Genomic DNA, 21,482 nt, shown 5'->3' with positions numbered 1-21,482 from the left:
AGCGCAGCCCGTAAAATAAAAAAACGCGGCTCAATGGCCGCGTTTCCGATGATCAAAGTTCCGGGCGAATTCAGCCGCGGATCACCTTGGCAAAGTTCTCGAAGATCGGCTCGTTCGAGCAGACCACAGAGCCGCTGTCGATGATGCCCGCTTCCGGGTCGATCGCCTCGGCCAGGCCGCCGGCCTCTTTCACGATGATGATGCCTGCGGCCAGGTCCCAAGCGTTCAGGCGGCGTTCCCAGAAGCCCTCGTAGCGGCCTGCGGCCACATAGGCCATGTCCAGCGCGGCAGAGCCCCAGCGGCGCACGCCGGCGCAAGCGGGCATCAGGCGGGCCAGGTCCTGCAGCGTCAGCGGCAGGTCGGCGCGGCCGCCGAACGGCACGCCGGTGGCAAAGATCGACTCGATCATCCGGTGACGGCCAGAGACGCGGATGCGGGTGTCGTTCATCCAGGCGCCGGCGCCCTTCTCGGCAAAGAACATCTCGTCCTTGGCGGCGTCATAGACCACGCCGGCGACGATCTTGCCCTTGTGCTCCAGCGCGATGGAGATCGCCCAGTGCGGCAGCCCGTGCAGGAAGTTGGTGGTGCCGTCCAGCGGGTCGACGATCCAGCGGCGGGTGGGGTCTTCGCCCTCGATCTCGCCGCCCTCTTCCGCGATCCAGCCGTAGGTCGGGCGGGCGTTGCGCAGCTCTTCCTTGATGATCTTCTCAGCAGCGATGTCGGCCTTGGAGACGAAGTCGCCCGCGCCTTTCATCGAGACCTGCAGGTTTTCCACCTCGCGGAAGTCCTTCACCAGGGAACGGCCTGCCTTGCGGGCGGCCTTGATCATCACATTGAGGTTTGCGCTGCCAATCATGTCTGCAGAATCCTGTCACGTCGGGGAGATGCCGGGTCAATGCGTGCCTATACGCGCCCTGCCCCCGAATGCCAAGGGGTTATGCCGCAAACTGCACATCCCGCCTGACGCCGCGGCGCGGGGCACGCGGGCGGTTGAAATCCGCCGCCGCCGCGCCCAGTGTTTGGTGCAAACAGAACAAGGAGTGCCCCATGCCCGACCAGATGCAGCGTATCGTGCTGTCCAGCCGCCCCGAAGGCCAGGCCAGCGAGGAAAACTTCCGCCTTGAGACCGTGGACCTGCCCCAGCCCAGCGAAGGAGAAGTTGTTGTAAAGGTTCACTATATGTCGCTGGACCCCTACATGCGCGGGCGCATGAACGCGGGCAAATCCTATGCCCCGCCAGTGGAGATCGGCGAGACCATGACGGCGGGCGGCGTCGGGGAAGTGATCGCCTCGAACAGCCCCGGCTTCCAGCCCGGAGACTTTGCCCTGGGCATGTTCGGCTGGGCCAGCCATGCCTGCGCCAAGGCCTCTGAATTGCGCAAGCTGGATCCGGATATGGCCCCGCTCACCACCGCGCTTGGCGTTCTTGGCATGCCGGGGTTTACCGCCTGGCATGGCTTGGACGCCTATGGCCGCCCGCAGGCGGGCGAAACCCTGGTGGTTGCAGCCGCCACCGGCCCGGTCGGGTCCATGGTCGGGCAGTTGGCCAAGCAGAAGGGCCTGCGCGTTGTCGGCATCGCGGGCGGTGCCGACAAATGCAAGCTGGCAGTGGAGACCTTCGGCTTTGACGCCTGCCTTGACCACCGCGCCTATGCCAGCGCCGAAGCGCTGAGCAAGGCGCTGGCCGCGGAATGCCCGGACGGCATCGACATCTACTATGAAAACGTCGGCGGCAAGGTTCTGGAGGCGGTGCTGCCCCTGATGAACAATTTCGGCCGCATCCCGGTCTGCGGCATGATTGCCTGGTACAACAGCGCCGAGACGGATCTGACGGCCCCGGCCATCTGGCGCTCGGTGCTGACCAAGTTCCTGTCGGTCAATGGCTTCATTATCTTCAACCACTACGACCGCTATGGCGACTTTCTGCGCGAAACGGCCCCCAGGATCGCCAGCGGGGATATCAAATATCTGGAGGATATTGCCGAGGGTCTGGAAAACGCCCCCAAGACCTTCCTGGCGATGATGCACGGCGGCAATACCGGCAAACAGATCGTCAAACTGGTCTGAGCCGCGCGCAGGCGCCTGCCGGATCACGCAACCGCGCGGAGCGGGCACCGGCGCCGGAACGGCGCAGGCCGCTCCGCGCCTCTCCCGGCGGCAGGATCTATTGATGCTGCAGCTTGCGCGCCTCGACCTTGGCCAGCCGGATCAGCTCCTGCATGAAAGGCTTCTCGCGGTCCTCGGTCCGGATTGCCGCATAGAGGCTGCGGGTGATGCCGGATTTGGTCAGCGGCCGGGTCACGTAATCGGAGGAGTATTTCACCTCCCGCACCACCCAGTCCGGCAGCACAGAAACCCCGCGGTTTGAGGCAACCAGCAAGAGGATCACCGCCGTCAGCTCCACCTGCCGGATCGACGCGGGCTCCACCCCGGCGGGGATCAGCAGCTGGCTGAACACATCCAGCCGGGTCTTGTCCACCGGGTAAGTGATCAGATTCTGGCCGATGAAATCCTCGGCCTCGACATAGGGTTTCTCCGCCAGCGGATGCTGCGCCGAGGCGACAAACACGGCGTTGTAGTCAAACAGCTCGATGAAATCGACACCGTTGATGTCTTCCGGATCGGAAGAGACCACCAGATCCACCTCCTCCTTCAGCAGCGCGGGCAGCGCGTCAAAGGCCAGCCCTGGGCGGATGTCCACGTCCACATCGCCCCAGTTCTTGCGGAACCCCTCCAGCACCGGGAACAGCCATTCGAAACAGGCGTGGCATTCGATGGCGATATGCATCCGGCCTGTGTTGCCGTCGCGCAGAGAGGAAAACTCCGCTTGCGCAGCCTCGACTTGCGGCAGGACCTGCTCTGCCAGCCGCAGCAGACGCAGCCCCGCCGGCGACAGCTTCATCGGCTTGGAGCGGCGGATGAACAGCTCCACGCCTGCCTGGTCCTCCAGTCCCTTTACCTGATGGCTCAGCGCGCTTTGGGTGATGTTCAGCTGCTCGGCAGCGCGGGCCAGACCGCCGGCCTCATGGATGGCCTTGATGGTGCGGAGATGGCGGAATTCGATGTGCATTCTATCAGATCGCTCATGTTAATCTTGAGTATTATGAAATTGTCTCACATTGCTGCGCGTGCAACAAGTGTGGACATCAACCTAGCGAGAGACCTGAGATGACGACGCCCAAGATTTCCTTCGAATTCTTCCCGCCGCAAAATCTCGAAGCCTCCTTCCGGCTTTGGGACACCGTGCAGGTCCTCGCCCCGATGGGTCCGCGCTTTGTATCCGTCACCTATGGCGCCGGCGGCACCACCCGCAGCCTGACCCGCGATGCGGTGGCCACGCTGCACAATTCCTCCGGCCTCAATGTGGCGGCGCATCTGACCTGCGTGAACGCCTCCAAGGCGGAAACGCTGGAAATCGCCGACCAGTTCGCCGAGGCCGGCGTGAGCGAGATCGTCGCCCTGCGCGGCGACCCGCCCAAGGGCGAAGGCAAGTTCACCCCGCATCCGGAAGGTTTTGCCAATTCGGTGGAGCTGATCGAGGGGCTGAAGGCGCGCGGCGACTTCAGCATCAAGGTCGGCGCCTACCCGGACCGCCACCCCGAAGCTGCCGATCAGGCCGCTGACGTTGAATGGCTGAAGCGCAAGCTGGATGCCGGCGCCGATGAAGCGCTGACCCAGTTCTTCTTCGAGGCAGAGACCTTCTTCCGCTTCCGCGATGCCTGCCAGAAAGCCGGGATTGACGGAGCCAAGCTGACGCCCGGCATCCTGCCGATCGAGAACTGGAAGGGCGCGCGCAATTTTGCCAAGCGCTGCGGCACCGTCATTCCCGATTGGGTCGAACATGCCTTTGACAAGGCGCTGCGGGACGGCCGCGAGGAGCTGCTGGCGACCGCCATCTGCACCGAACTGTGCTCGGATCTGCTGGAGGGCGGCGTGGACAAGCTGCACTTCTACACGCTGAACCGGCCGGAGCTGACCCGCGACGTCTGCTTTGCCCTGGGGGTTACCCCCAAGGTGTCGCTTCAGAACGTGGCGTAAGCATTGCGCACACCGGCACGCGGTTTCTAATGACGGGGACTTCCCGCCAAGGACCCGCGTGCCATGTTCTATGCCAAACAGCCTGCCGACCTTCTGACCATCGATCAGATCACCCGGATTTCCGGGCTCGACTTCATGCAGGGTATCCTGGACGGCCGCCTGCCCGGCCCGCCGATTGCCGAGACGCTCGGCTATCACCTGCACAGCGTGGAAGACGGCCAGGTGGTGTTCCGCGGCACGCCGGATTTCCATGTCTGCAACCCGATGGGCACCGTGCATGGCGGCTGGTACGGCACGCTTCTGGATAGCGCCATGGCCTGCGCGGTGATGACCAAGGTGCCCTTGGGCGCGGTCTACACAACGCTGGAATACAAGATCAACATCCTGCGGCCGATCCCGCTGGGCACCACCATCGACTGCACCGGCAGCATTGACCATGTCGGCCGTTCCACCGGTGTGGCGCATGGCGAAATCCGCGGCTTGGAAGACGGTAAGCTCTACGCGACCGGCTCCACCACCTGCATTGTCATGCAAATCGCCCCGCGCTGATCCCGCTGCTGTCCACCAGGGTCTTGCCTGCCGCAGCTTGGCTGCTATCTTTCATGCAAGTATCTGAAAAACTGCAGAAAGGCTGATCATGCCGCCAAACAGTCTGGCCCGCGCCGCCACTGCCCGCATCCAGGTTTTGGCCCCGGCGAATGAGCTGGATTTCCTTGATACGCAATCGCTGGTTCTGCCGGTTGAGGTCACGCCGCTTGAGGCCTGGAACATCATGCATTCCCAGCCGCTGCCCGGCATGAAACTGGCTTTCCGGCTGCGCGACGCCATCTCTGCGCTGTTCGGGGTCAGGCGCATCGGTGGTTTTTCCGGCCAGCCGCACAAGGATGTGGCAGTTGGCGACAAGCTGGACTTTTTCCTGGTGGAAGCGGTGTCGGCCAGGGTACTGACCCTTACCGTGCGGGACCGGCATCTGGATGTGATGACTTGCGTCACCTGTAGCAGCGGCGTGCTCAGCATCACCTCATCGGTGAAGACACACAACCTGTTCGGCCGCATCTACATGCTGCCGGTCCGCCCGGCGCATAAGCTGATTGTTTCCCAGTCGCTGAAACGGCTGCAGCAGGAACTGCAGCAGCGGAGGAAGGCCGGGACCTAGCGTCGTGGCTTCTGCCCGTTGCCGAGCCACGCCAGCGGAAATCAGACTGAGAGTTTCTTGCCTGCCGCGATGCGCAACCGCCCAAAAAGTATCTTCACGTCTTGGAAAACATGGTCAGCCACCCGCTGGGCTGTGTATCCTCCCTGCCGGCATCGACGCTGCTGTGCAGGCGCTCGCTGGCATCCAGCCCGACCCGGCGGCGGCTGCGCAGCAGGAAGATCTTGGCCCAGCCCTGCCAGGTTCCAACCGAGGGCGCCTTGGGGTCCACCGGAAAGCGCATACGCCAGTCGCTGGGCAGCGGCAGGCCGCGCTCCTCGGCCTTCTCCAGCATCCAGATCAGAGAGACATTGGCCAGCGGCCGCGCGTCTTCAAACCCGCCCAGCTGGCCGCCCACATCGCCATGCGCGCCGCGGAACCAGACCTGCTCGACATGCCCGTTCCAGCCCTTGGGGCAGTCCCACAGAACCGGCTTGAACACGTCGCGCGTCTCATCCAGCGCCAATGCGTGGTAGCCGCTCTTGATGTGCGGACCAAGTGTGTGGTTGTGGAAATTGTGCTGCCGTTCCGCCCAGCGCCACAGCAGCGGCAGGCGCAGGCCCAGCGCCTTCACCGTGTCCCAGACGCCGACCATTTCGATCTCGACCTCTTCGTGGCAATGGGCGGCGGTAAAGGCCGCGCCAGCCTGGGAGCGCCCGTTCAGCCGGTAGTGCCGGTAGGCGGTGCGGATGTGGCGCACGGTGGCATGTTCGGGTTTCAGCAGGCCGATCCGGTCGATCACCCCCGCCAGGGACCGCACCGCATAGGCGCCGCGGGAATAGCCAAACAGGTAGATCCTGTCACCGGGCCGGTAACGGGAGGCAAGGTAGCCGTAGGCGCGGCGGATCTGCCGGTTGATGCCGCGCCCCATCATCACATCCGGGGCGCTGCCCCAGCCTTTCCATTGCACGCCGGATTCATAGAAGACCGACACTTGGCCGCTCATTTCCCGGCACAGGCGGAACAGCTGGCCGGGGTGGGTTTCATGGCCCCTTTCCAGCGTCGACATGGTGCCATCCAGGATGATCACATGGGCCTGCGGCCCGCGCAGCTTGGTTTCCCCGGAATGCTCCGAGCGCAGCGGCCGCCCAAGCCACCCTAAAACCCTTCTACTCAGCTGCCTCAGAAACATCTCTAAGCACTTCCCAAATCCTCAGCGGGGTGAATGGCATGTCCACCTGCCGCACGCCGCGGTCCCAGACCGCGTCCTGCACCGCGTTTGCGACTGCTGCCAGCGCGCCAACGGTGCCCGCCTCGCCGCAGCCCTTCATCCCCATCGGGTTCTGTGTCGAAGGCACCGGCTCGGAAGTAAACCCAATCATGGGGACGCCGCTTGCCCGCGGCAAGGCATAGTCCATGAACGAAGCCGTGAGCAGCTGTCCGTCCTGATCGTAGACAACCCGCTCCAGCATGGCCTGTCCCAGCCCCTGCGCCACCCCGCCATGCACTTGGCCTTCGGCCAGCATCGGGTTGATCAGATTACCGAAATCGTCCACTACAGTGTAGCGCTCCACGTCGGCTTCTCCAGTCTCCGGATCGATAACAATTTCGGCAATATGTGCGCCGTTCGGAAACGAGCGGCCCGGCAGCCGGGCCCGCGCCGCGTGACGCTGCAGATCGAGCCGCCCTTGCGCGCAGGCCATCTCTGCCGCTTCCAGCATGGTGGGGGTCAGGTTGGATCCCGGCGCCCGGAAGGTTTCGCCGTCAAATTCAACGGCGTCTTCCCCTACCCCCATTTCTTCGGCCAGGAACGGGGTAAAAGCGGCAATCATGGTTTCCACTGCCGCCAGCGTGGCATTGGCCTGGGTGGTGACGGAGCGCGAGCCGCCGGTGCCGCCGCCCTGGGCGATGCGGTCGCTGTCCCCCTGGATCACCTGGATGCTGTCCGCCGGGATACCGCTCTGGTCGGCCAGGAACTGGGCATAGACAGTTTCATGCCCCTGCCCGTTGCTCTGCGTGCCGACATAGATGTTCACCCGGCCATCCTCCAGAAACTCCACTTCCGCGCCTTCTGAAGGATCGCCCAAAATGCTTTCGATATAGTAACAGACCCCGACGCCCCGGTACTTGCCGCGTTTACCATTTTCCGCGCGGCGGGCAGCGAATCCCTGCAAGTCCGCCTCCTCGGCGGCGCGGCTCAGCACCTTGTCGAAGTCGCCCACGTCATAGGTCTCCCCGGTCACGGTGCCATAGGGAAACGCTGCAGACTGGATGAAGTTCCGCCGCCTCAGCTCCAGCGGATCGACGCCCAGCTCGCGGGCGGCGCGGTCCATCACCCGCTCCAGCACATAGATCGCCTCGGGCCGTCCGGCGCCGCGGTAGGCATCGACCTGGGTGGTGTTGGTGTAGATCCCCTCCACCTGCAGCCAGGCGGTTTGGATGTCATAGACACCGGCAAGCACCCGGCTGAACAGCTGGGTCTGAATCGCCTGCGCAAAATGAGAGTTGTAGGCGCCGAGGTTGCAGCGGGTGCTGACCCGGTAGGCAGTGATCTTCAGGTTTTCGTCAAACGCCAGTTCTGCCAGCGAGGTCAGGTCGCGGCCGCCATTGTCGCTCAGCATCGCCTCGCTGCGGTCCGACATCCAGAACACCGGACGGCTCAGCACGGAGGCGGCATGGGCCACCGCAAAATACTCGGGGTATGGCATTGCCTTCATGCCGAAGCCGCCGCCGACATCCGGCGTCGTTACCCTGATATCGGCTTCATTCAGCCCCAGCTTGGCCGCCAGCTGGGTCTTCATGCCCCAGACCCCCTGGCCGCCGAAGGTGAAATGCAGCCGCCCCTCCTGCCATTCGGCAAAACAGCCGCGCGGCTCCATCGAGCTTACCATGATCCGGTTGTCCTCGACCTGAAGCGCCACGGTATGGGCGGCGCTGCGAAAGGCCTCGGCCGTTGCCGCCTCGTCCCCCGTGCCCCAGTCAAAAGCCCGGTTGTCCGGCACGCATTCATGCAGCGGCTCGCCGCCGGGCATCAGGTCCAGCTTGACCGGCAGGTCGTCGATCTCCAGCTCGATCAGCTCGCCCGCGTCACGGGCCTGGTCCAGCGTCTCGGCAACGACAACAGCAACCGGCTCCCCCACAAAGCGGACCCTGTCGCGGGCCAGCATCGGGCGCTCCGGCGACGCCCCGCTGCTTCCATCGCGGTTCTTGACCGTGGTGCCGTCCATCGACACATCGATGCCCGCAGCCTCAAGCTCAGCCAGGGTGATCACCGCGTGGACACCCTCGGCCTCCAGCGCATCCTCGGTATGCAGCGCGGTGATCAGCCCGTGCGCCACCGGGCTGCGCAGCACCCAGGCGCGCAGGGCGCCTGCCGGGGCGGCGTCTTCGATGTAGTTGCCCTGCCCGGTCAGGAAGCGCACGTCCTCGACCCGTTTAACCGGCTGGCTTTTTCCGAATTTGTCCATGCTCGCCCCCTGTCCGCGCTGGCTGGTTTCCGGGGGCGAGACTAACGTCAGCGGGCGGGCTGTCCAGCCAGCTCGATCACCGTCGCCACGTCAGACAGGCCGTAGCCGTTGAACTGCGTGCTCATCGCAGAGGAATAGGCGCCAAGCCCCGGGAACAAAACATAGTCCCCAGTCGCCGCATCGCAAGGCAGCGGCAGCCCGTCCGGCAGCCGGTCCAGGCTGTCGCAGGTCGGGCCGAACACCACACGCGGCTTGCGCTCGCCTGCCCGGTGGGTGCCATCGCCCGCAACAACTTCCACACGGCCCGGAAGGCCCATGTCGCGGATATCGACCAGCCCGCCATAGATGCCGTCGTTGAGGAACACCACCTCTCCCGCCTTACGCATCCCCTTGATGCGCGCCGCCAGGGTGAAGCTTTCAGAGACCATCGCCCGGCCCGGTTCGCAAATCAGCTCGGGCTTGTCTGCGCCAAAGGCCGCATCCGCCGCCTGTCCGATAGCGGCAAAAACCTTTTCCAGATCCGGTGCCACGCCATCGCGGTTGGCGGCAAAGCCGCCGCCGACGTTCAGCCGCGCAATCTGCACGCCGGCCTGATCAATAATCCGCTTGGCAGCGTGGACATATTCGACCCAGGCGCTTTCGTCCTCGCACTGGGTGCCGGGGTGGAAGCACAGCGCCGGGGTCCAGCCGCGGGCGGCGACCTGTTTCAGCAGTTCCACCGCCTCCTCCGGTTCAGCGCCGAACTTGCTGCCGAAGTCATAGGCGGCGCCTGCAACCGGCAGGGCAAAGCGCACCGCGATTTCACAGGAGCGCGGCACTGCGTCCAGCTTCTCCAGCTCGCTCAGCTCATCCACCGACCAGCTGGCGACACCGTGCTCGATGCCTGCGGCGATCTCCGCCTCCGACCGCATCGGGTTGTTGTAGTGCATCACCGCGTCGGGGCTGGCCGCGCGCACCGCCTCCATCTCCGCAGGCGAAGCCACGTCAAACGCCGTGATCCCCGCGGCCACCAGATTGGACAGAACCGCCGGGTGGGGGTTTGCCTTCACCGCGTATGTCACCAGCCCTGGAAACCCCTCACGGAACCGCCGCGCCACCTCGTGCAGGACCCGCGGCGAGAAATACAGGATCGGATGATCCGGCGCGCTGCGGGCCAGGTGGGATTCAGGCGAAAGCCATAGCGGGGGAATCTGCTGCATCGGGTAACCCTCATTCGTTTTACATATTTTCCGCGAATTCTTCGTCGATTCCGGTTGGCACATCGCCTATAGTGACGAAAACATCCGTCACATCGCAGGCTATTCATGCAAACCGACGAAACCGATCAGCGCCTTGTCACTCTCCTGCGGGAGAACGCCCGCCGCCCGGTGGCGGAGCTTGCCCGCCACCTGGGCCTGGCCCGCACCACTGTTCAGGCTCGGATCGAGCGGCTGGAAGCGACCGGTGTAATCACCGGTTACACGCTGAAAACCTCCGCAGCTGCCCGCCCGCCGCTGCAGGCTACGGTGCTGATGTCGATCGAGCCGCGTTCCGGACCGGAAGTGCTCGCCCGCCTGCGCAGCCTGCCCGGTGTTGAGGTGGTGCACACGACCTCCGGCCGGTTCGACCTGCTGGCGCAGGTGGTGGCGCAAAGCACGGCTGAGCTGGATGAAACCATCGACAGCATCGCCGAGGCCCGCGGCGTGCGCTCCTCCGAAAGCCTGATCCACCTGGCCACCAAGCTGGACCGGACCGGACAGTAAGATTCAAACGGTTGCCACGTAATCCAGCAGCCAGTCCCGGAACAGTTTTGCTGCAGGACGCATGGCGCCCCGGTCCGGGTAGATCAAATGGTAAGCCTCCCGCCCTGGCACTTCGACCTCCGGCAGGCAGCGCACCAGCCCGCTGGCCTTCACCACGGCATCCGAAGCCGGCGCGCGTGCCAGCGCAATCCCCATCCCCTGTGCCGACAGCTCCGCCGCCATCAGCGAATTGTCGGCAAAGAAATAACGTGCCTGACCGTGTGACAGACGCAGGCTTTCAAACAGCTGCACCCAACTGGCCCGATGAGTGGACACCTCGATCAGCGGAAAACGGAACAGATCCTGCGGTGAATGGATTTGCGCCGCCATCTCCGGCGGGGCCACCGGATAGAGCACCTCGCGCAGCAGTTCGTCGCCTTCGGCCCCGAACAGTGACGGGTTGCCGAAAACGATCTGCAAGTCTGTAAACTGGTTGGCAAAATCCGCCGCCATATTGCCGGTGCTAAGCGCCAGGCTGACCTGCGGATGCGCGGCCTGGAATTCCGGCAGCCCGCGCGCCAGCACCCCGTGCGCAAACAGCAGCACCGACTGCACAAACAGCCGCTGCTCGCGGCTTTCCCCGAACAGGCCCGTGGTGGCGGTTTCCAGCATCAGAAGCGACTGCTGGACCGAGGGCAGATAGGCCCGGCCGGCCTCTGTCAGCGTCACCGCGTGCGCGTGGCGGTGAAACAGCGGCGTGCCCAGCTGCGTCTCCAGCGCCTTCACCTGCTGGCTTACGGCAGCGGCCGACATGTTCAGCTGCGCCGCCGCACGGGCAAAGCTTTCAGTGCGCGCCGCGGCCTCGAACACGCGTAGCCAGTTCAGGGAGGGAATCCGGGTCGCCATGCAGCAAGGCTAAGCAAAACTTAGCCTCACCGGCAAGACATACCGTGCTGGGATTTTCCACCCCTCCCCTAGGGTTCATGGCAGCGAACAGCCCCCGCGGCAACAGCCGCACCACCAGCCAGATGAGAGACGAGACATGACAGGTCCCGCCAACGCGCCGCGCCCCAAGCGCAAGATTTGGAACTTCACCCCCGCGCTTCCGATCCAGACCTCCCCGTATTGGGACTGGCCGATGAAGCCGCTGGCCTCAATCAAATACCTGCTGCAGAGCTGGAACCCTTTGGCGCTGCGCGCGCTTTTGCTGGTCTTTGCTATCATCACCTGGACCTTCTTCACCCCGCCGCTCGACCGCATCGCTACCTTCAGCTGGGACTGGGTGGCTGAAATCTGGCTCCGCAATTTCTGCATCCTGATGGTGGTGGCCGGCGGGCTGCATCTGGCGCTGTGGAAGTTCCGGACCCAAGCAGACGAATACCGCTATGACATGCGCCCGATGATGAAGGGCGCCAAGGTCTTCACCTTCAAGAACCAGGTCTGGGACAACATGTTCTGGACCCTCGGTCCGGCGCTCACCTTCTGGACCTTCTGGGAAAGCCTGATCCTGTACGCCTATGCAAACGGCTGGGTGACGATGATCACGCTGGAGGAAAATCCCGTCACCTTCGTCCTGATGACCATCTTCATCCCCGTATGGGCGGGCTTTCACTTCTACTGGCTGCACCGGCTGCTGCATGTGGGCGTGCTTTATACCAAGGTGCACGCCAGGCATCACCGCAACATCAACACCGGCCCCTGGTCCGGCCTGGCGATGCATCCGGTGGAGAGCTTCTTTCTGATGTTCGACACCATGATTTTCTTCCTGCTGCCGGGGCATCCGGTACTGGCGATCTTCCTGCTGTTCCACCACGGCATTGGCGCCCCGACCTCGCACGCAGGGTTCGAGCATCTGAAACTCGGCAACAAAGCCAAGTTCCTGGTCGGCGATTTCTTCCACCAGCTGCACCACAGGTTTTTCGACTGCAACTACGGCACCTGGGAAACCCCCTGGGACGAATGGTTCAACACCTTCCATGACGGCACTGAAGAGGGCAACGAAATGGTCAAGGAACGCCGCCGCAAGATCTGGAGCGCAGGCTGAAACGGGGCGAGCTAAAGCCTTCCTGCAACCCGATTGCACGGTAGCTGGAATCGTGCGCCCGGCCCATACCGCGGAATGCGCGTCAGCAGGGGCCGGGCGTCTTTGACTGCAGCGCCGGAACCGGGCGCCTGAAACTCAATCCGCCCCGCAGACCTGCGCGGCGTATGGTGAAGTTAAAACGCAGCGTCCGGCCATGGTTCCAAAAAAATGCGCCTGGGCGCATCGCCGCACCTGCCCGCCCGCTGCTGCGCCGCTGGGACTTTCCCTTTGCCGCCCCTTTCGGTAAGGGATAGCGCGACCCGAAATTACACGCACGCAGGACCTAGCGCATGGCGATGGAAAAGACATTCAACGCGGCCGAAGCCGAGAGCCGCCTTTACAAGGCCTGGGAAGAGGCCGGCTGTTTCAAGGCAGGCGCCAACGCCAAGCCCGAAGCCTCCACCTATTGCATCATGATCCCGCCGCCCAACGTGACAGGCGTCCTGCACATGGGCCATGCCTTCAACAACACGCTTCAGGACATCCTGATCCGCTGGAAGCGGATGCAGGGCTTTGACACACTGTGGCAGCCCGGCACCGACCATGCGGGCATCGCAACGCAAATGGTGGTGGAGCGCGAGCTGGCAAAGAACCAGCAGCCGTCGCGCCGCGAGCTGGGCCGCGAAAAATTCCTGGAGAAGGTCTGGGAATGGAAGGAAAAATCCGGCGGCACCATTGTTGAGCAGCTGAAACGCCTCGGCGCCTCCTGCGATTTCTCCCGCACCGCCTTCACCATGGCAGGCGCCCAGGGCGACACCCGCACCGGCCACGAGAACTCCCCCAACTTCCATGACGCCGTGATCAAGGTGTTTGTTGAGATGTACAACAAGGGGCTGATCTACCGCGGCAAGCGGCTGGTCAACTGGGACCCGCATTTCGAAACCGCGATTTCCGACCTTGAGGTCGAGAACATCGAGGTTGCGGGCCACATGTGGCACTTCAAGTACCCGCTCGCGAACGGTGCCACTTACACCTATGTGGAGAAGGACGAAGACGGCAACGTCATCCTCGAGGAGGAGCGCGACTATATCTCCATCGCCACCACAAGGCCCGAGACCATGCTGGGCGACGGCGCGGTTGCCGTGCACCCCTCGGATGAACGCTATGCCCCCATCGTGGGCAAGCTGTGTGAAATCCCGGTCGGCCCCAAGGAGCACCGCCGTCTGATCCCGATCATCACCGATGAGTACCCGGACAAGGATTTCGGCTCCGGCGCCGTGAAGATCACCGGCGCGCATGACTTCAACGACTATCAGGTTGCCAAGCGCGGCGGCATCCCGATGTACCGCCTGATGGATATGCGCGGCCAAATGCGGGCCGACGGCGCGCCTTATGACGAGGCCGCAGGCATTGCCATGGCGGTGGCCAAGGGCGAGCAAACCCTGTCTGAGAACGAGGCCGACGCCATCAACCTGGTGCCGGACGACCTGCGCGGGCTGGACCGGTTCGAGGCACGCAAACTGGTGGTCGAGCAGATCACCAGTGAAGGCCTGGCGGTAATGCACACCGTCACCAAGACCGATCCGGAGACCGGCGAAGACGTTGAGGTGCAGGAGCCTTACGTCGAGAACAAGCCGATCATGCAGCCCTTCGGCGACCGCTCCAAGGTGGTGATCGAGCCGATGCTGACCGACCAGTGGTTTGTGGATGCGGAAAAGGTTGTCGGCCCGGCGCTGGATGCAGTGAAGAACGGCGATGTGAAGATCCTGCCGGATTCGGGCGAGAAGACCTATTACCACTGGCTGGAAAACATCGAGCCCTGGTGCATCTCTCGCCAGCTGTGGTGGGGTCATCAGATCCCGGTCTGGTACATCCCCGGTGAAGAGGACTGGTACCCGATTTGCGCCGCAACCGAGGAAGAAGCGCTGGAAAAGGCGCGGCTTCAGTCCGTCGAAGGCACCGAATTCCGCATCGTCGCCGACCAGCATGAGGCGGCGAAGATTCTGGCCGAACAGGTCAAGCTGATGGATGTGCAGGACGAAGGCGCCATCCGCAGCTTCGACGGCCCGATGCAGGTGCCGATGTTCCGCGACCCCGACGTTCTGGACACCTGGTTCTCCTCCGGCCTCTGGCCGATCGGCACCCTGGGCTGGCCGGACGTTACGCCGGAAATGCAGAAGTACTTCCCGACCTCGACCCTGGTCACCGGTCAGGACATCCTGTTCTTCTGGGTCGCCCGGATGATGATGATGCAGCTGGCGGTGCTGGACGAAAGCCTGCCGGTCAAGGAGCGCATCCCCTTCGACACCGTCTACCTGCATGGCCTCGTGCGCGATGCCAAAGGCAAGAAGATGTCGAAATCCACCGGCAACGTGGTCGACCCGCTGGAGATCATCGAGGAATTCGGCGCGGACGCGCTGCGCTTCTCTTCTGCAGCGATGGCGGCGCTTGGCGGCGTGCTGAAGCTGGATATGGAGCGGCTCAAGGGCTACCGGAACTTTGGCACCAAGCTGTGGAATGCGGTGAACTTTGCCCATTTCAACAACGTCTATGACCCGGAAGTGCCTGCCTACGCCTGCCCCGACGCCAAGGCCGCGGTGAACCAGTGGATCATCGGCGAAACCGCCAAGGTCCGGGTTGAGGTGGATGCGGCGCTGGAAGCCTACCGTTTCAACGACGCGGCCAATGCGCTTTACGCTTTTGTCTGGGGCAAGGTCTGCGACTGGTACATCGAGCTGTCGAAACCGCTGTTCGGCTCAGAGGATGAGGCGGTGATCGCCGAGACCCGCCAGACGCTGGGCTGGGTGCTGGATCAGTGCATGATCCTGCTGCACCCGATCATGCCCTTCATCACCGAGGAGCTGTGGGGCAACACCGCCAAGCGCGAGAAGATGCTGGTGCATGCCGAGTGGCCGACCTACGGCATCGAGTTGGTCAACGCCGAGGCCGATGCCGAGATGAACTGGGTGATCACCGCGATCGAGAACATCCGCTCCACCCGCGCACAAATGCATGTGCCGGCCGGGGCCAAGATCCCGATGGTGGTGACCGAGTTCTCCGATCAGGCCCGCGCGGCCTGGGAGAAGAACGAGGCGATGATCCAGAAGCTTGCCCGCATCACCTCGCTGGAGCAGGTGGAAAGCTTCCCCAAGGGCTGTGCCTCGGTGGCCGCGCCCGGCGCTTCCTTCGGCCTGCCGCTGGCGGATGTGATCGACGTGGACGCCGAAAAGGCCCGCCTGGAAAAAACCCTCGGCAAACTCGCCAAGGAGCTGGGCGGATTGCGCGGGCGGCTGAACAACCCGAAATTCGCAGCCTCCGCGCCGGAAGAGGTTGTGGCGGAAGCCCGCGAAAACCTTGCCGCGCGCGAGGAGGAGGAAGCCAAGGTCAAAGAAGCGCTGGCACGCCTGGCCGAGATTGCCTGACCTCCAGGGTTTCCGAACAACTGCAAACGCCCGCCCCTTGGCGGGCGTTCTGATTTCCAGCGCAACCCTTTGAAACCATGCAGGTTTCCGGCATACGGGGAATTTCCAGGCAACCGCCCCATTGTCTTTGCCGCGCTTTTGTATCAGCCTGCCCGCAACCACAACAAAAGGGAGGCTGCAGCTCATGCCCAAAGGATACTGGGTGGCCCATGTGGATGTGCACGACATGGAGCGCTACAAGGATTACATCAATGCAAACGGGCCGGTCTTTGCCGAATACGGGGCGAAGTTCCTGGTGCGCGGCGGCGGCCGGGAAGTGCGCGAGGGCCAGTTCCGCGCCCGTACCGTGGTGATTGAATTCAAGGATTTCGAAACCGCAAAAGCCTGCTATGATTCAATGGCCTATCAGGCCGCCAAGGCGCTTCGCGATCCGGTCTCGGCGGGTGATATGCAAATCATTGAGGGCTATGGCGAATAACCCCGCCTGCCCTGCTGCTGTGTCTGAGGTCTGCTGATGCCCCTGCTCAAGAAGTTCTTTCAAGCTTTCCGCCCGTCCGAGCCGCCTGCCCTGCCGGACCCGGATGCCGAGCTGGCGCTGGGGGCGCTCCTGGTGCGGGTGGCGAAGGCGGACCGCGAATACCAGCTGGAAGAGATCAGCCTGATCGACCGGATACTGGCGCGACTCTACCAGCACAACGCGATCGAGGCCGCCAAGGTGCGCGCCACCTGCGAGAAACTGCACGCCGCAGCGCCGGAGACCGACACCTTCGGCCGCCTGATCCGCGAGACCACCGGCCTCGAGGAACGGCTGGCGGCACTGGATGCGCTGTGGGAAGTGGTGCTGGCAGACGGCACCGAACACGCGGGCGAAGTCACCATCATCGAGGACGCACGCAAGGCCATGGGGCTGTCTTATGCCGACAGCGAGAAGGCCCGTGCCCGCGCGGTAAAGAAATTCAGCGGCACCGCGGAGGACAGCTGATGTTCAAGGAACTGCTGAACCGGCTGCTGGAGCCGGCGCCTGCGCAGCTAGACGACGAAGGCGCCCGGCTGGCGCTGACCGCGCTGCTGGTGCGGATTGCCCGCTCCGACCACAATTACTCCGAGGTGGAGAAGGACCGCATCGACCGCATCCTGACCGCCCGCTTCGGGCTGGACACCGGCGGCGCGCTGATCCTGCGTGAACAGGCAGAGGCGATGGAGGCAGAGGCCCCCGACACCGTGCGTTTCACCCGGGCAATCAAGGATGCGGTGGCCTATAAGGACCGCACCGGCGTGATCGAGGCGCTGTGGCAGGTAGCTCTGGCGGACGGCCGCCGGGATGCCAATGAGGACGCGCTGCTGCGGCTGTCCTCCAGCCTGCTGGGCGTTTCAGACGTGGACAGCGCCAAGGCGCGCAAACGGGCAGAGGCCGCGAAATGATTGCACATCTCGGAATGTACGACCGCCCGGAAACCGCGGCGGCCAATGACAGGTTCTGGACGGAGATCCGCAAGCACCTGAGCGGCGGGCCGGACCAGCTGACCCGCGGCGCCGATTTCTGGGAGGTGTGGAAATCCCCCGAGCTGCTGCTGTCGCAAACCTGCGGCTGCCCGTACCGCACCCGGCTTTACGGCGAGGTGGAACTTGTGGGCACCCCCGATTACGGCCTGCCCGGCTGCGAGCCCGGCTATTACAACAGCGTTATTGTCGCCCGCCAGGAGGACGTGGGCCAGCCGCTCGCTGCCTTTGCGGGACGCCGCTTTGCCTATAACGAAGCGCTGTCGCAATCGGGCTGGGCCGCACCGATGGTGCATCTGCACGAGCGCTCCATCTTGCCCGGCGCACTGGTGGAAACCGGCGGCCACCGGCTGTCTGCCGAGGCGGTTGCAGAGGGCCGGGCAGACTTTGCCTCCCTCGACGCGCTGACCTGGGAAATGATCAAGGAATACGACGGTTTCGCTGCCGGTCTGTGCGAGGTAGAGCGCACGGACCCGACGCCTGCGCTGCCCTATATCACCGCCTTTGGCAGAGACACGGATGAGCTGTTCACGGCCATCGAGGCAGCCATCCGCGGGCTGGATGAGGACAGCAGAGCCTGCCTGCGTCTCAAGGGGCTGGTGCGGCTCACCCCCAGCGATTACCTGGCGGTGCCGACCCCGCCCGGCCCGGTGCTGACGGAGCAGCGTATCCGCGCGGCGGAGCTGACGTAGCGCCCCCTTCCGAAATGGGCCGGTTAACCCGCCATTTTGACACCTGAGGTGCCAGCTTGTGCGGTTTGAACGTTGCATTCGGTCTTTTTTTCGGTCCAATAAGAACGAATTTCCACTCACAGGGACAAAGACACCTTGACCGATACAACGCCCGTTCTGCAAATCCGCGGCTTGCACAAATCCTATGGCGAGCTGGAAGTGATCAAAGGCGTCGACATCACCGCCAAGAAGGGCGATGTGGTGTCGCTGATCGGATCTTCGGGATCGGGCAAATCGACCTTGCTGCGCTGCTGCAACCTGCTGGAAGACAGCCAGGAGGGCGACGTCCTGTTCAAGGGCGAGCCGATCATCTGGGCTGGCAAGGGGCTGGCGCGCCGCCCTGCTGATGCCAAGCAGATCCTGCGCATCCGCACCAATCTGTCCATGGTGTTCCAGCAGTTCAACCTGTGGGCCCATATGACCATTCTGCAGAATGTGATGGAGGCGCCGGTCACCGTGCTGGGCCGCGACAAGGCCGAGGTTGAGGAGAAGGCCCGCTATTACCTGGACAAGGTCGGCATCGGCGACAAATGCGACGTCTACCCGGCGCAGCTGTCCGGCGGCCAGCAGCAGCGCGCGGCGATCGCCCGCGCCCTGTGCATGGAGCCCGAGGCGCTTTTGTTCGACGAGCCCACCTCTGCCCTGGACCCGGAACTGGAGCAGGAAGTGGTCAAGGTGATCAAGGATCTTGCCGCCGAAGGCCGCACCATGCTGATCGTGACCCACGACATGAAAATGGCGGCAGATGTGTCCAGCCATGTAGTGTTCCTGCACCAGGGCCTGATCGAGGAAGAGGGCACCCCGGACGAAGTCTTTGGCGGCACCCGCTCCGAACGGCTGCGGGCGTTCTTGTCTTCGACCCGCCACGAGCAATAATAACGAAACCAATAACCAACCAAAAATGGGAGTAACTTGATGAAATCACTGATCCTTGGCACCGCCGCCCTGGCGCTGACCGCGGGCATGGGCCTGGCGGACACTGTGCGCCTGGGCACCGAGGGCGCTTATGCGCCGTGGAACTTCGTCAACGACGCCGGCGAGATCGACGGCTTCGAGCGCGAGCTGGGCGATGAGCTGTGCAAGCGCGCCGAGTTGACCTGCGAGTGGGTCAAGAACGACTGGGATTCGATCATTCCGAACCTGGTCTCCGGCAACTACGACACCATCATCGCCGGCATGTCGATCACCGACGAGCGCGATGAAGTCATCGACTTCACCCAGCCCTACACGCCGCCGGATCCGTCCGCCTATGTTGCCCAGTCCGCTGACGTCGACCTCGAAGGCGGCGTGATCGCGGCCCAGGCCACCACCATCCAGGCGGCCTTCATCGCTGAGCAGGGCTGGACCCTGGTCGAATTCGCGACCCCGGAAGAAACCGTCGCGGCCGTGCGCAACGGCGAAGCCGACGCGGTTCTGGCAGACAAGAGCTTCCTTGATTCCGTGCTGAGCGACGACCTGGTGATGCTGGAGCGCTCCGAATCGCTGGGCGGCGGTGTTGGCATGGGCTTCCGTGAATCGGACGCAGAGCTGCGCGGCAAGTTCGACGCGGCGATCCAGTCGATGAAAGACGACGGCTCGCTGAACGAACTGATCGCCAAGTGGGAAGTATCCTCCCAGTGGTAATCTGATCCTGTTTCAGGATCTTGCAGGCCCGCCGCTGCGGCGCGCGGGCCTCATTCATTCTCTTCCGCGGCACTTGGCGGCGGGCACGACCGGAGAAAGACAGGCGCTTACATGTTTTCCTACTGCACGGACCCATCCACGCTTGAGGGGCTGAGCTGGCTCAGCTGCTATCTGACCACCGGCAAGCATGTGAACCTCTACATCTCCGTCTTCGTGGTTCTGACCCTGCTGGCCATCACTGCCCCGGTTGCGCTCCTGTTCGGCTTTGGCGCCGCCAGCGCCGCCCGCTCGCGCATCCTGCCGCTGCGCTGGTTCGGCAAAGGCTACACCAGCATCGTGCGCGGCGTGCCGGACATTGCCTTCTTCCTGTTCTTTGTCATCGCGCTGGACCAGGCGTTTGAGTGGATGCGGCACAAGGTGAAGTGCCCCGACTGGGACCAGCCGATCCGCCAGGGCATCGACTTTGTGGTCTGCGACGCAGCCAAGCTGCCGCTGTCCACATCGCCCCAATGGGTGCATGAAACCTACGGCTTCTTCCTGGCGGTGCTGACCTTCTCCATCGTCTTCGGCGCTTTTGCCGCCAACGTTCTTTACGGCGCCATGCGCGCGGTGCCGCGCGCCCAGATCGAAACCGCAGAGGCCTATGGCATGACCCACCGCCAGGCGTTCTGGCGCATTCTGGTGCCGCAGATGTGGGTTTATGCGCTGCCGGGCCTGTCAAACCTGTGGATGGTGCTGATCAAATCCACGCCGCTGCTGTTCCTGCTCGGGGTCGAGGACATCGTTTATTGGGCACGCGAACTGGGCGGCACCAAGGCTGCCAAATTCACCGACTACCCGCACCCGAACTGGCACGTCTGGTACTTCGCGGCCCTCTTGGTGTTCTACCTCTGCTTCACCAAGGTTTCCGAGGTTGTGCTGGACCGCATCATGACCCGGCTGACCAAGGGCCAGGCCACCGCAGCGGGCGAAGCACAAAGAAAGGCCGCGGCATGAGTTGCGTTGAAACAATCCAGGCCTATGCCTTCCGCTCTCTCGGCTTTGGCGAACGGCTACTGCCGCGCGGCGAATATACCCTGTGCGAGCATTTCACCCTGATCGGCTCCGGCCTGATCTGGAACGTCTACTTTGGCGCGCTGGCGCTGGCGACCGGCTTTTTCCTGGCGGTTGCCCTGGCGGTGGGCAAGTCCAGTTCCAACCCGCTGTGGCGCAAGCCGGCCGAGTGGTTCATCTTCGTGTTCCGCGGCAGCCCGCTGTTCATCCAGTTCTTCTTTGCCTACGCCTGCTTCCTCAGCCTGAAAGGCGTCTCCAGCTTCTTCGATCCGTTCACTTCGGCCTGGCTCGGGGCGCTGATCGTGCTGTTCTGCAATACCGCTGCCTACTCGGGCGAGATCTTCTACGGGGCGCTGTTGTCGATCCCCAAGGGTGATATCGAGGCCGCCGATGCCTATGGCATGACCGGCTGGAACCGCTTCCGCCGCATCACCTTCCCGACCATGCTGCGGCTGGCCTGGCCTGCCTACACCAACGAGGCGATCTTCCTGTTCCACGCCACCACGCTGGTGTTCTTCTCCGGCTTCCCGGCCTGGCGGCAGCAGGGCGACGCGCTCTATTACGCCAGCTATTTCGCGGACAAGACGTTCAACCCGTTTGTCCCCTACCCGATCCTGGCCTTTTACTTCATCCTGCTGACGCTGCTGATCATTTCCCTGTTCGGGTTTGTGAACCGGCGGCTGAACAAGCATCTGCCACAGGAACGCCGGGCCAAGCCCAGGCTGAAGATCAGCCTGATCCGCTGACATCAGATGGCTCCTTCGGGAGCCAT

Annotated in this window: 21 protein-coding genes; 15 read left to right on the top strand and 6 right to left on the bottom strand. The window is 63.6% G+C overall.

The features are described 5' to 3' along the window. Positions 1-70: 70 nt before the first annotated feature. Positions 71-856, bottom strand: coding sequence for an inositol monophosphatase family protein (locus KUW17_RS10220; RefSeq protein ID WP_065266592.1), 786 nt, complete (start codon positions 854-856; stop codon positions 71-73). A gap of 191 nt (positions 857-1,047) precedes the next feature. On the opposite strand from KUW17_RS10220, the gene KUW17_RS10215 reads away from it, so the two are divergent. Beyond that, complete coding sequence (locus KUW17_RS10215; RefSeq protein ID WP_222478634.1) at positions 1,048-2,067, top strand: NADP-dependent oxidoreductase; 1,020 nt, start codon at positions 1,048-1,050, stop codon at positions 2,065-2,067. Between the two features lie 97 nt (positions 2,068-2,164). Here the strand turns inward: KUW17_RS10215 and KUW17_RS10210 are convergent, their stop codons facing one another. Then, positions 2,165-3,070, bottom strand: coding sequence for a LysR family transcriptional regulator (locus tag KUW17_RS10210; RefSeq protein WP_174146643.1), 906 nt, complete (start codon positions 3,068-3,070; stop codon positions 2,165-2,167). A 98-nt stretch (positions 3,071-3,168) separates the two neighbouring features. Here KUW17_RS10210 and metF point away from each other — a divergent pair, with 98 nt between their 5' ends. The 3 genes from metF (at position 3,169) to KUW17_RS10195 (ending at position 5,194) form a co-directional block, all read left to right on the top strand. Continuing rightward, the gene (gene metF, locus KUW17_RS10205) at positions 3,169-4,038 is read left to right on the top strand and encodes a methylenetetrahydrofolate reductase [NAD(P)H] (RefSeq protein ID WP_222478632.1); all 870 of its coding nucleotides are present in this window, start codon (positions 3,169-3,171) and stop codon (positions 4,036-4,038) included. 63 nt (positions 4,039-4,101) lie between these two features. Then, positions 4,102-4,587: a PaaI family thioesterase gene (locus tag KUW17_RS10200; protein WP_222478630.1), complete on the top strand. Its 486-nt coding sequence runs from the start codon at positions 4,102-4,104 to the stop codon at positions 4,585-4,587. An 88-nt stretch (positions 4,588-4,675) separates the two neighbouring features. Next, the gene (locus KUW17_RS10195; protein WP_222478628.1) at positions 4,676-5,194 is read left to right on the top strand and encodes a DUF2867 domain-containing protein; all 519 of its coding nucleotides are present in this window, start codon (positions 4,676-4,678) and stop codon (positions 5,192-5,194) included. A 94-nt stretch (positions 5,195-5,288) separates the two neighbouring features. Here the strand turns inward: KUW17_RS10195 and KUW17_RS10190 are convergent, their stop codons facing one another. From KUW17_RS10190 to KUW17_RS10180, 3 genes are read right to left on the bottom strand one after another with little or no spacing between them, the layout of a single operon-like run. Next, positions 5,289-6,362 (bottom strand): DUF2235 domain-containing protein, encoded by a 1,074-nt coding sequence (locus KUW17_RS10190; protein ID WP_222478626.1) that lies wholly within the window; start codon positions 6,360-6,362, stop codon positions 5,289-5,291. Further along, positions 6,340-8,637 (bottom strand): xanthine dehydrogenase family protein molybdopterin-binding subunit, encoded by a 2,298-nt coding sequence (locus KUW17_RS10185; protein WP_222478624.1) that lies wholly within the window; start codon positions 8,635-8,637, stop codon positions 6,340-6,342. The genes KUW17_RS10190 and KUW17_RS10185 overlap by 23 nt, the downstream gene beginning before the upstream one ends. A 47-nt stretch (positions 8,638-8,684) precedes the next feature. Then, the gene (locus KUW17_RS10180; protein WP_222478622.1) at positions 8,685-9,836 is read right to left on the bottom strand and encodes a type III PLP-dependent enzyme; all 1,152 of its coding nucleotides are present in this window, start codon (positions 9,834-9,836) and stop codon (positions 8,685-8,687) included. A gap of 105 nt (positions 9,837-9,941) precedes the next feature. On the opposite strand from KUW17_RS10180, the gene KUW17_RS10175 reads away from it, so the two are divergent. Beyond that, a complete protein-coding gene (locus KUW17_RS10175; protein ID WP_222478620.1) occupies positions 9,942-10,379 on the top strand; it encodes an Lrp/AsnC family transcriptional regulator in 438 nt (145 codons plus the stop codon). Between the two features lie 3 nt (positions 10,380-10,382). Here KUW17_RS10175 and KUW17_RS10170 read toward each other — a convergent pair whose 3' ends face one another. Beyond that, positions 10,383-11,264, bottom strand: coding sequence for a LysR substrate-binding domain-containing protein (locus KUW17_RS10170; RefSeq protein ID WP_222478618.1), 882 nt, complete (start codon positions 11,262-11,264; stop codon positions 10,383-10,385). 136 nt (positions 11,265-11,400) lie between these two features. Here KUW17_RS10170 and KUW17_RS10165 point away from each other — a divergent pair, with 136 nt between their 5' ends. The 10 genes from KUW17_RS10165 to KUW17_RS10120 all read left to right on the top strand — a co-directional run bounded on the left by KUW17_RS10165 (position 11,401) and on the right by KUW17_RS10120 (position 21,456). Next, positions 11,401-12,402, top strand: a complete 1,002-nt coding sequence (locus KUW17_RS10165) for a sterol desaturase family protein (RefSeq protein ID WP_222478616.1) — start codon at positions 11,401-11,403, stop codon at positions 12,400-12,402. Positions 12,403-12,731: 329 nt separating this feature from the next. Then, a complete protein-coding gene (locus KUW17_RS10160) occupies positions 12,732-15,803 on the top strand; it encodes a valine--tRNA ligase (RefSeq protein WP_222478614.1) in 3,072 nt (1,023 codons plus the stop codon). Between the two features lie 184 nt (positions 15,804-15,987). After that, entirely contained in the window at positions 15,988-16,281 is a 294-nt protein-coding gene (locus KUW17_RS10155; RefSeq protein WP_222478612.1) for a DUF1330 domain-containing protein, read from the top strand. A 42-nt stretch (positions 16,282-16,323) separates the two neighbouring features. Beyond that, on the top strand, positions 16,324-16,785 hold the full coding sequence (locus KUW17_RS10150; protein WP_222478719.1) for a TerB family tellurite resistance protein: 462 nt from the start codon (positions 16,324-16,326) through the stop codon (positions 16,783-16,785). After that, the gene (locus KUW17_RS10145; RefSeq protein ID WP_222478610.1) at positions 16,785-17,225 is read left to right on the top strand and encodes a TerB family tellurite resistance protein; all 441 of its coding nucleotides are present in this window, start codon (positions 16,785-16,787) and stop codon (positions 17,223-17,225) included. The genes KUW17_RS10150 and KUW17_RS10145 overlap by 1 nt, the downstream gene beginning before the upstream one ends. Further along, complete coding sequence (locus KUW17_RS10140; RefSeq protein ID WP_222478608.1) at positions 17,222-17,995, top strand: phosphate/phosphite/phosphonate ABC transporter substrate-binding protein; 774 nt, start codon at positions 17,222-17,224, stop codon at positions 17,993-17,995. Before KUW17_RS10145 ends, KUW17_RS10140 begins: the two co-directional genes overlap by 4 nt. A gap of 135 nt (positions 17,996-18,130) precedes the next feature. Beyond that, on the top strand, positions 18,131-18,910 hold the full coding sequence (locus KUW17_RS10135; RefSeq protein ID WP_222478606.1) for an ABC transporter ATP-binding protein: 780 nt from the start codon (positions 18,131-18,133) through the stop codon (positions 18,908-18,910). 39 nt (positions 18,911-18,949) lie between these two features. Next, positions 18,950-19,657, top strand: a complete 708-nt coding sequence (locus KUW17_RS10130; protein WP_222478604.1) for a transporter substrate-binding domain-containing protein — start codon at positions 18,950-18,952, stop codon at positions 19,655-19,657. A gap of 111 nt (positions 19,658-19,768) precedes the next feature. Beyond that, complete coding sequence (locus KUW17_RS10125; protein ID WP_222478602.1) at positions 19,769-20,653, top strand: ABC transporter permease; 885 nt, start codon at positions 19,769-19,771, stop codon at positions 20,651-20,653. Continuing rightward, positions 20,650-21,456, top strand: a complete 807-nt coding sequence (locus tag KUW17_RS10120) for an ABC transporter permease (protein ID WP_222478600.1) — start codon at positions 20,650-20,652, stop codon at positions 21,454-21,456. The genes KUW17_RS10125 and KUW17_RS10120 overlap by 4 nt, the downstream gene beginning before the upstream one ends. Positions 21,457-21,482: the final 26 nt, after the last annotated feature.

The sequence above is a fragment of the Leisingera aquaemixtae genome (assembly GCF_019801145.1).
Lineage (GTDB): Bacteria > Pseudomonadota > Alphaproteobacteria > Rhodobacterales > Rhodobacteraceae > Leisingera > Leisingera aquaemixtae_A.
This window is presented reverse-complemented; position numbering and strand designations above follow the sequence as displayed.

Excerpts from the sequence above, each read along its gene's own strand:
- KUW17_RS10125 (WP_222478602.1), top strand. The coding sequence starts at position 19,769 with ATGTTTTCCTACTGCACGGACCCATCCACGCTTGAGGGGCTGAGCTGG.
- KUW17_RS10165 (WP_222478616.1), top strand. The coding sequence starts at position 11,401 with ATGACAGGTCCCGCCAACGCGCCGCGCCCCAAGCGCAAGATTTGGAAC.
- KUW17_RS10200 (WP_222478630.1), top strand. The coding sequence starts at position 4,102 with ATGTTCTATGCCAAACAGCCTGCCGACCTTCTGACCATCGATCAGATC.
- KUW17_RS10185 (WP_222478624.1), bottom strand. The coding sequence starts at position 8,637 with ATGGACAAATTCGGAAAAAGCCAGCCGGTTAAACGGGTCGAGGACGTG.
- KUW17_RS10170 (WP_222478618.1), bottom strand. The coding sequence starts at position 11,264 with ATGGCGACCCGGATTCCCTCCCTGAACTGGCTACGCGTGTTCGAGGCC.
- KUW17_RS10175 (WP_222478620.1), top strand. The coding sequence starts at position 9,942 with ATGCAAACCGACGAAACCGATCAGCGCCTTGTCACTCTCCTGCGGGAG.
- KUW17_RS10215 (WP_222478634.1), top strand. The coding sequence starts at position 1,048 with ATGCCCGACCAGATGCAGCGTATCGTGCTGTCCAGCCGCCCCGAAGGC.
- KUW17_RS10155 (WP_222478612.1), top strand. The coding sequence starts at position 15,988 with ATGCCCAAAGGATACTGGGTGGCCCATGTGGATGTGCACGACATGGAG.
- KUW17_RS10130 (WP_222478604.1), top strand. The coding sequence starts at position 18,950 with ATGAAATCACTGATCCTTGGCACCGCCGCCCTGGCGCTGACCGCGGGC.
- KUW17_RS10145 (WP_222478610.1), top strand. The coding sequence starts at position 16,785 with ATGTTCAAGGAACTGCTGAACCGGCTGCTGGAGCCGGCGCCTGCGCAG.
- KUW17_RS10160 (WP_222478614.1), top strand. The coding sequence starts at position 12,732 with ATGGCGATGGAAAAGACATTCAACGCGGCCGAAGCCGAGAGCCGCCTT.
- metF (WP_222478632.1), top strand. The coding sequence starts at position 3,169 with ATGACGACGCCCAAGATTTCCTTCGAATTCTTCCCGCCGCAAAATCTC.
- KUW17_RS10195 (WP_222478628.1), top strand. The coding sequence starts at position 4,676 with ATGCCGCCAAACAGTCTGGCCCGCGCCGCCACTGCCCGCATCCAGGTT.
- KUW17_RS10220 (WP_065266592.1), bottom strand. The coding sequence starts at position 856 with ATGATTGGCAGCGCAAACCTCAATGTGATGATCAAGGCCGCCCGCAAG.
- KUW17_RS10180 (WP_222478622.1), bottom strand. The coding sequence starts at position 9,836 with ATGCAGCAGATTCCCCCGCTATGGCTTTCGCCTGAATCCCACCTGGCC.
- KUW17_RS10210 (WP_174146643.1), bottom strand. The coding sequence starts at position 3,070 with ATGCACATCGAATTCCGCCATCTCCGCACCATCAAGGCCATCCATGAG.
- KUW17_RS10140 (WP_222478608.1), top strand. The coding sequence starts at position 17,222 with ATGATTGCACATCTCGGAATGTACGACCGCCCGGAAACCGCGGCGGCC.
- KUW17_RS10190 (WP_222478626.1), bottom strand. The coding sequence starts at position 6,362 with ATGTTTCTGAGGCAGCTGAGTAGAAGGGTTTTAGGGTGGCTTGGGCGG.
- KUW17_RS10120 (WP_222478600.1), top strand. The coding sequence starts at position 20,650 with ATGAGTTGCGTTGAAACAATCCAGGCCTATGCCTTCCGCTCTCTCGGC.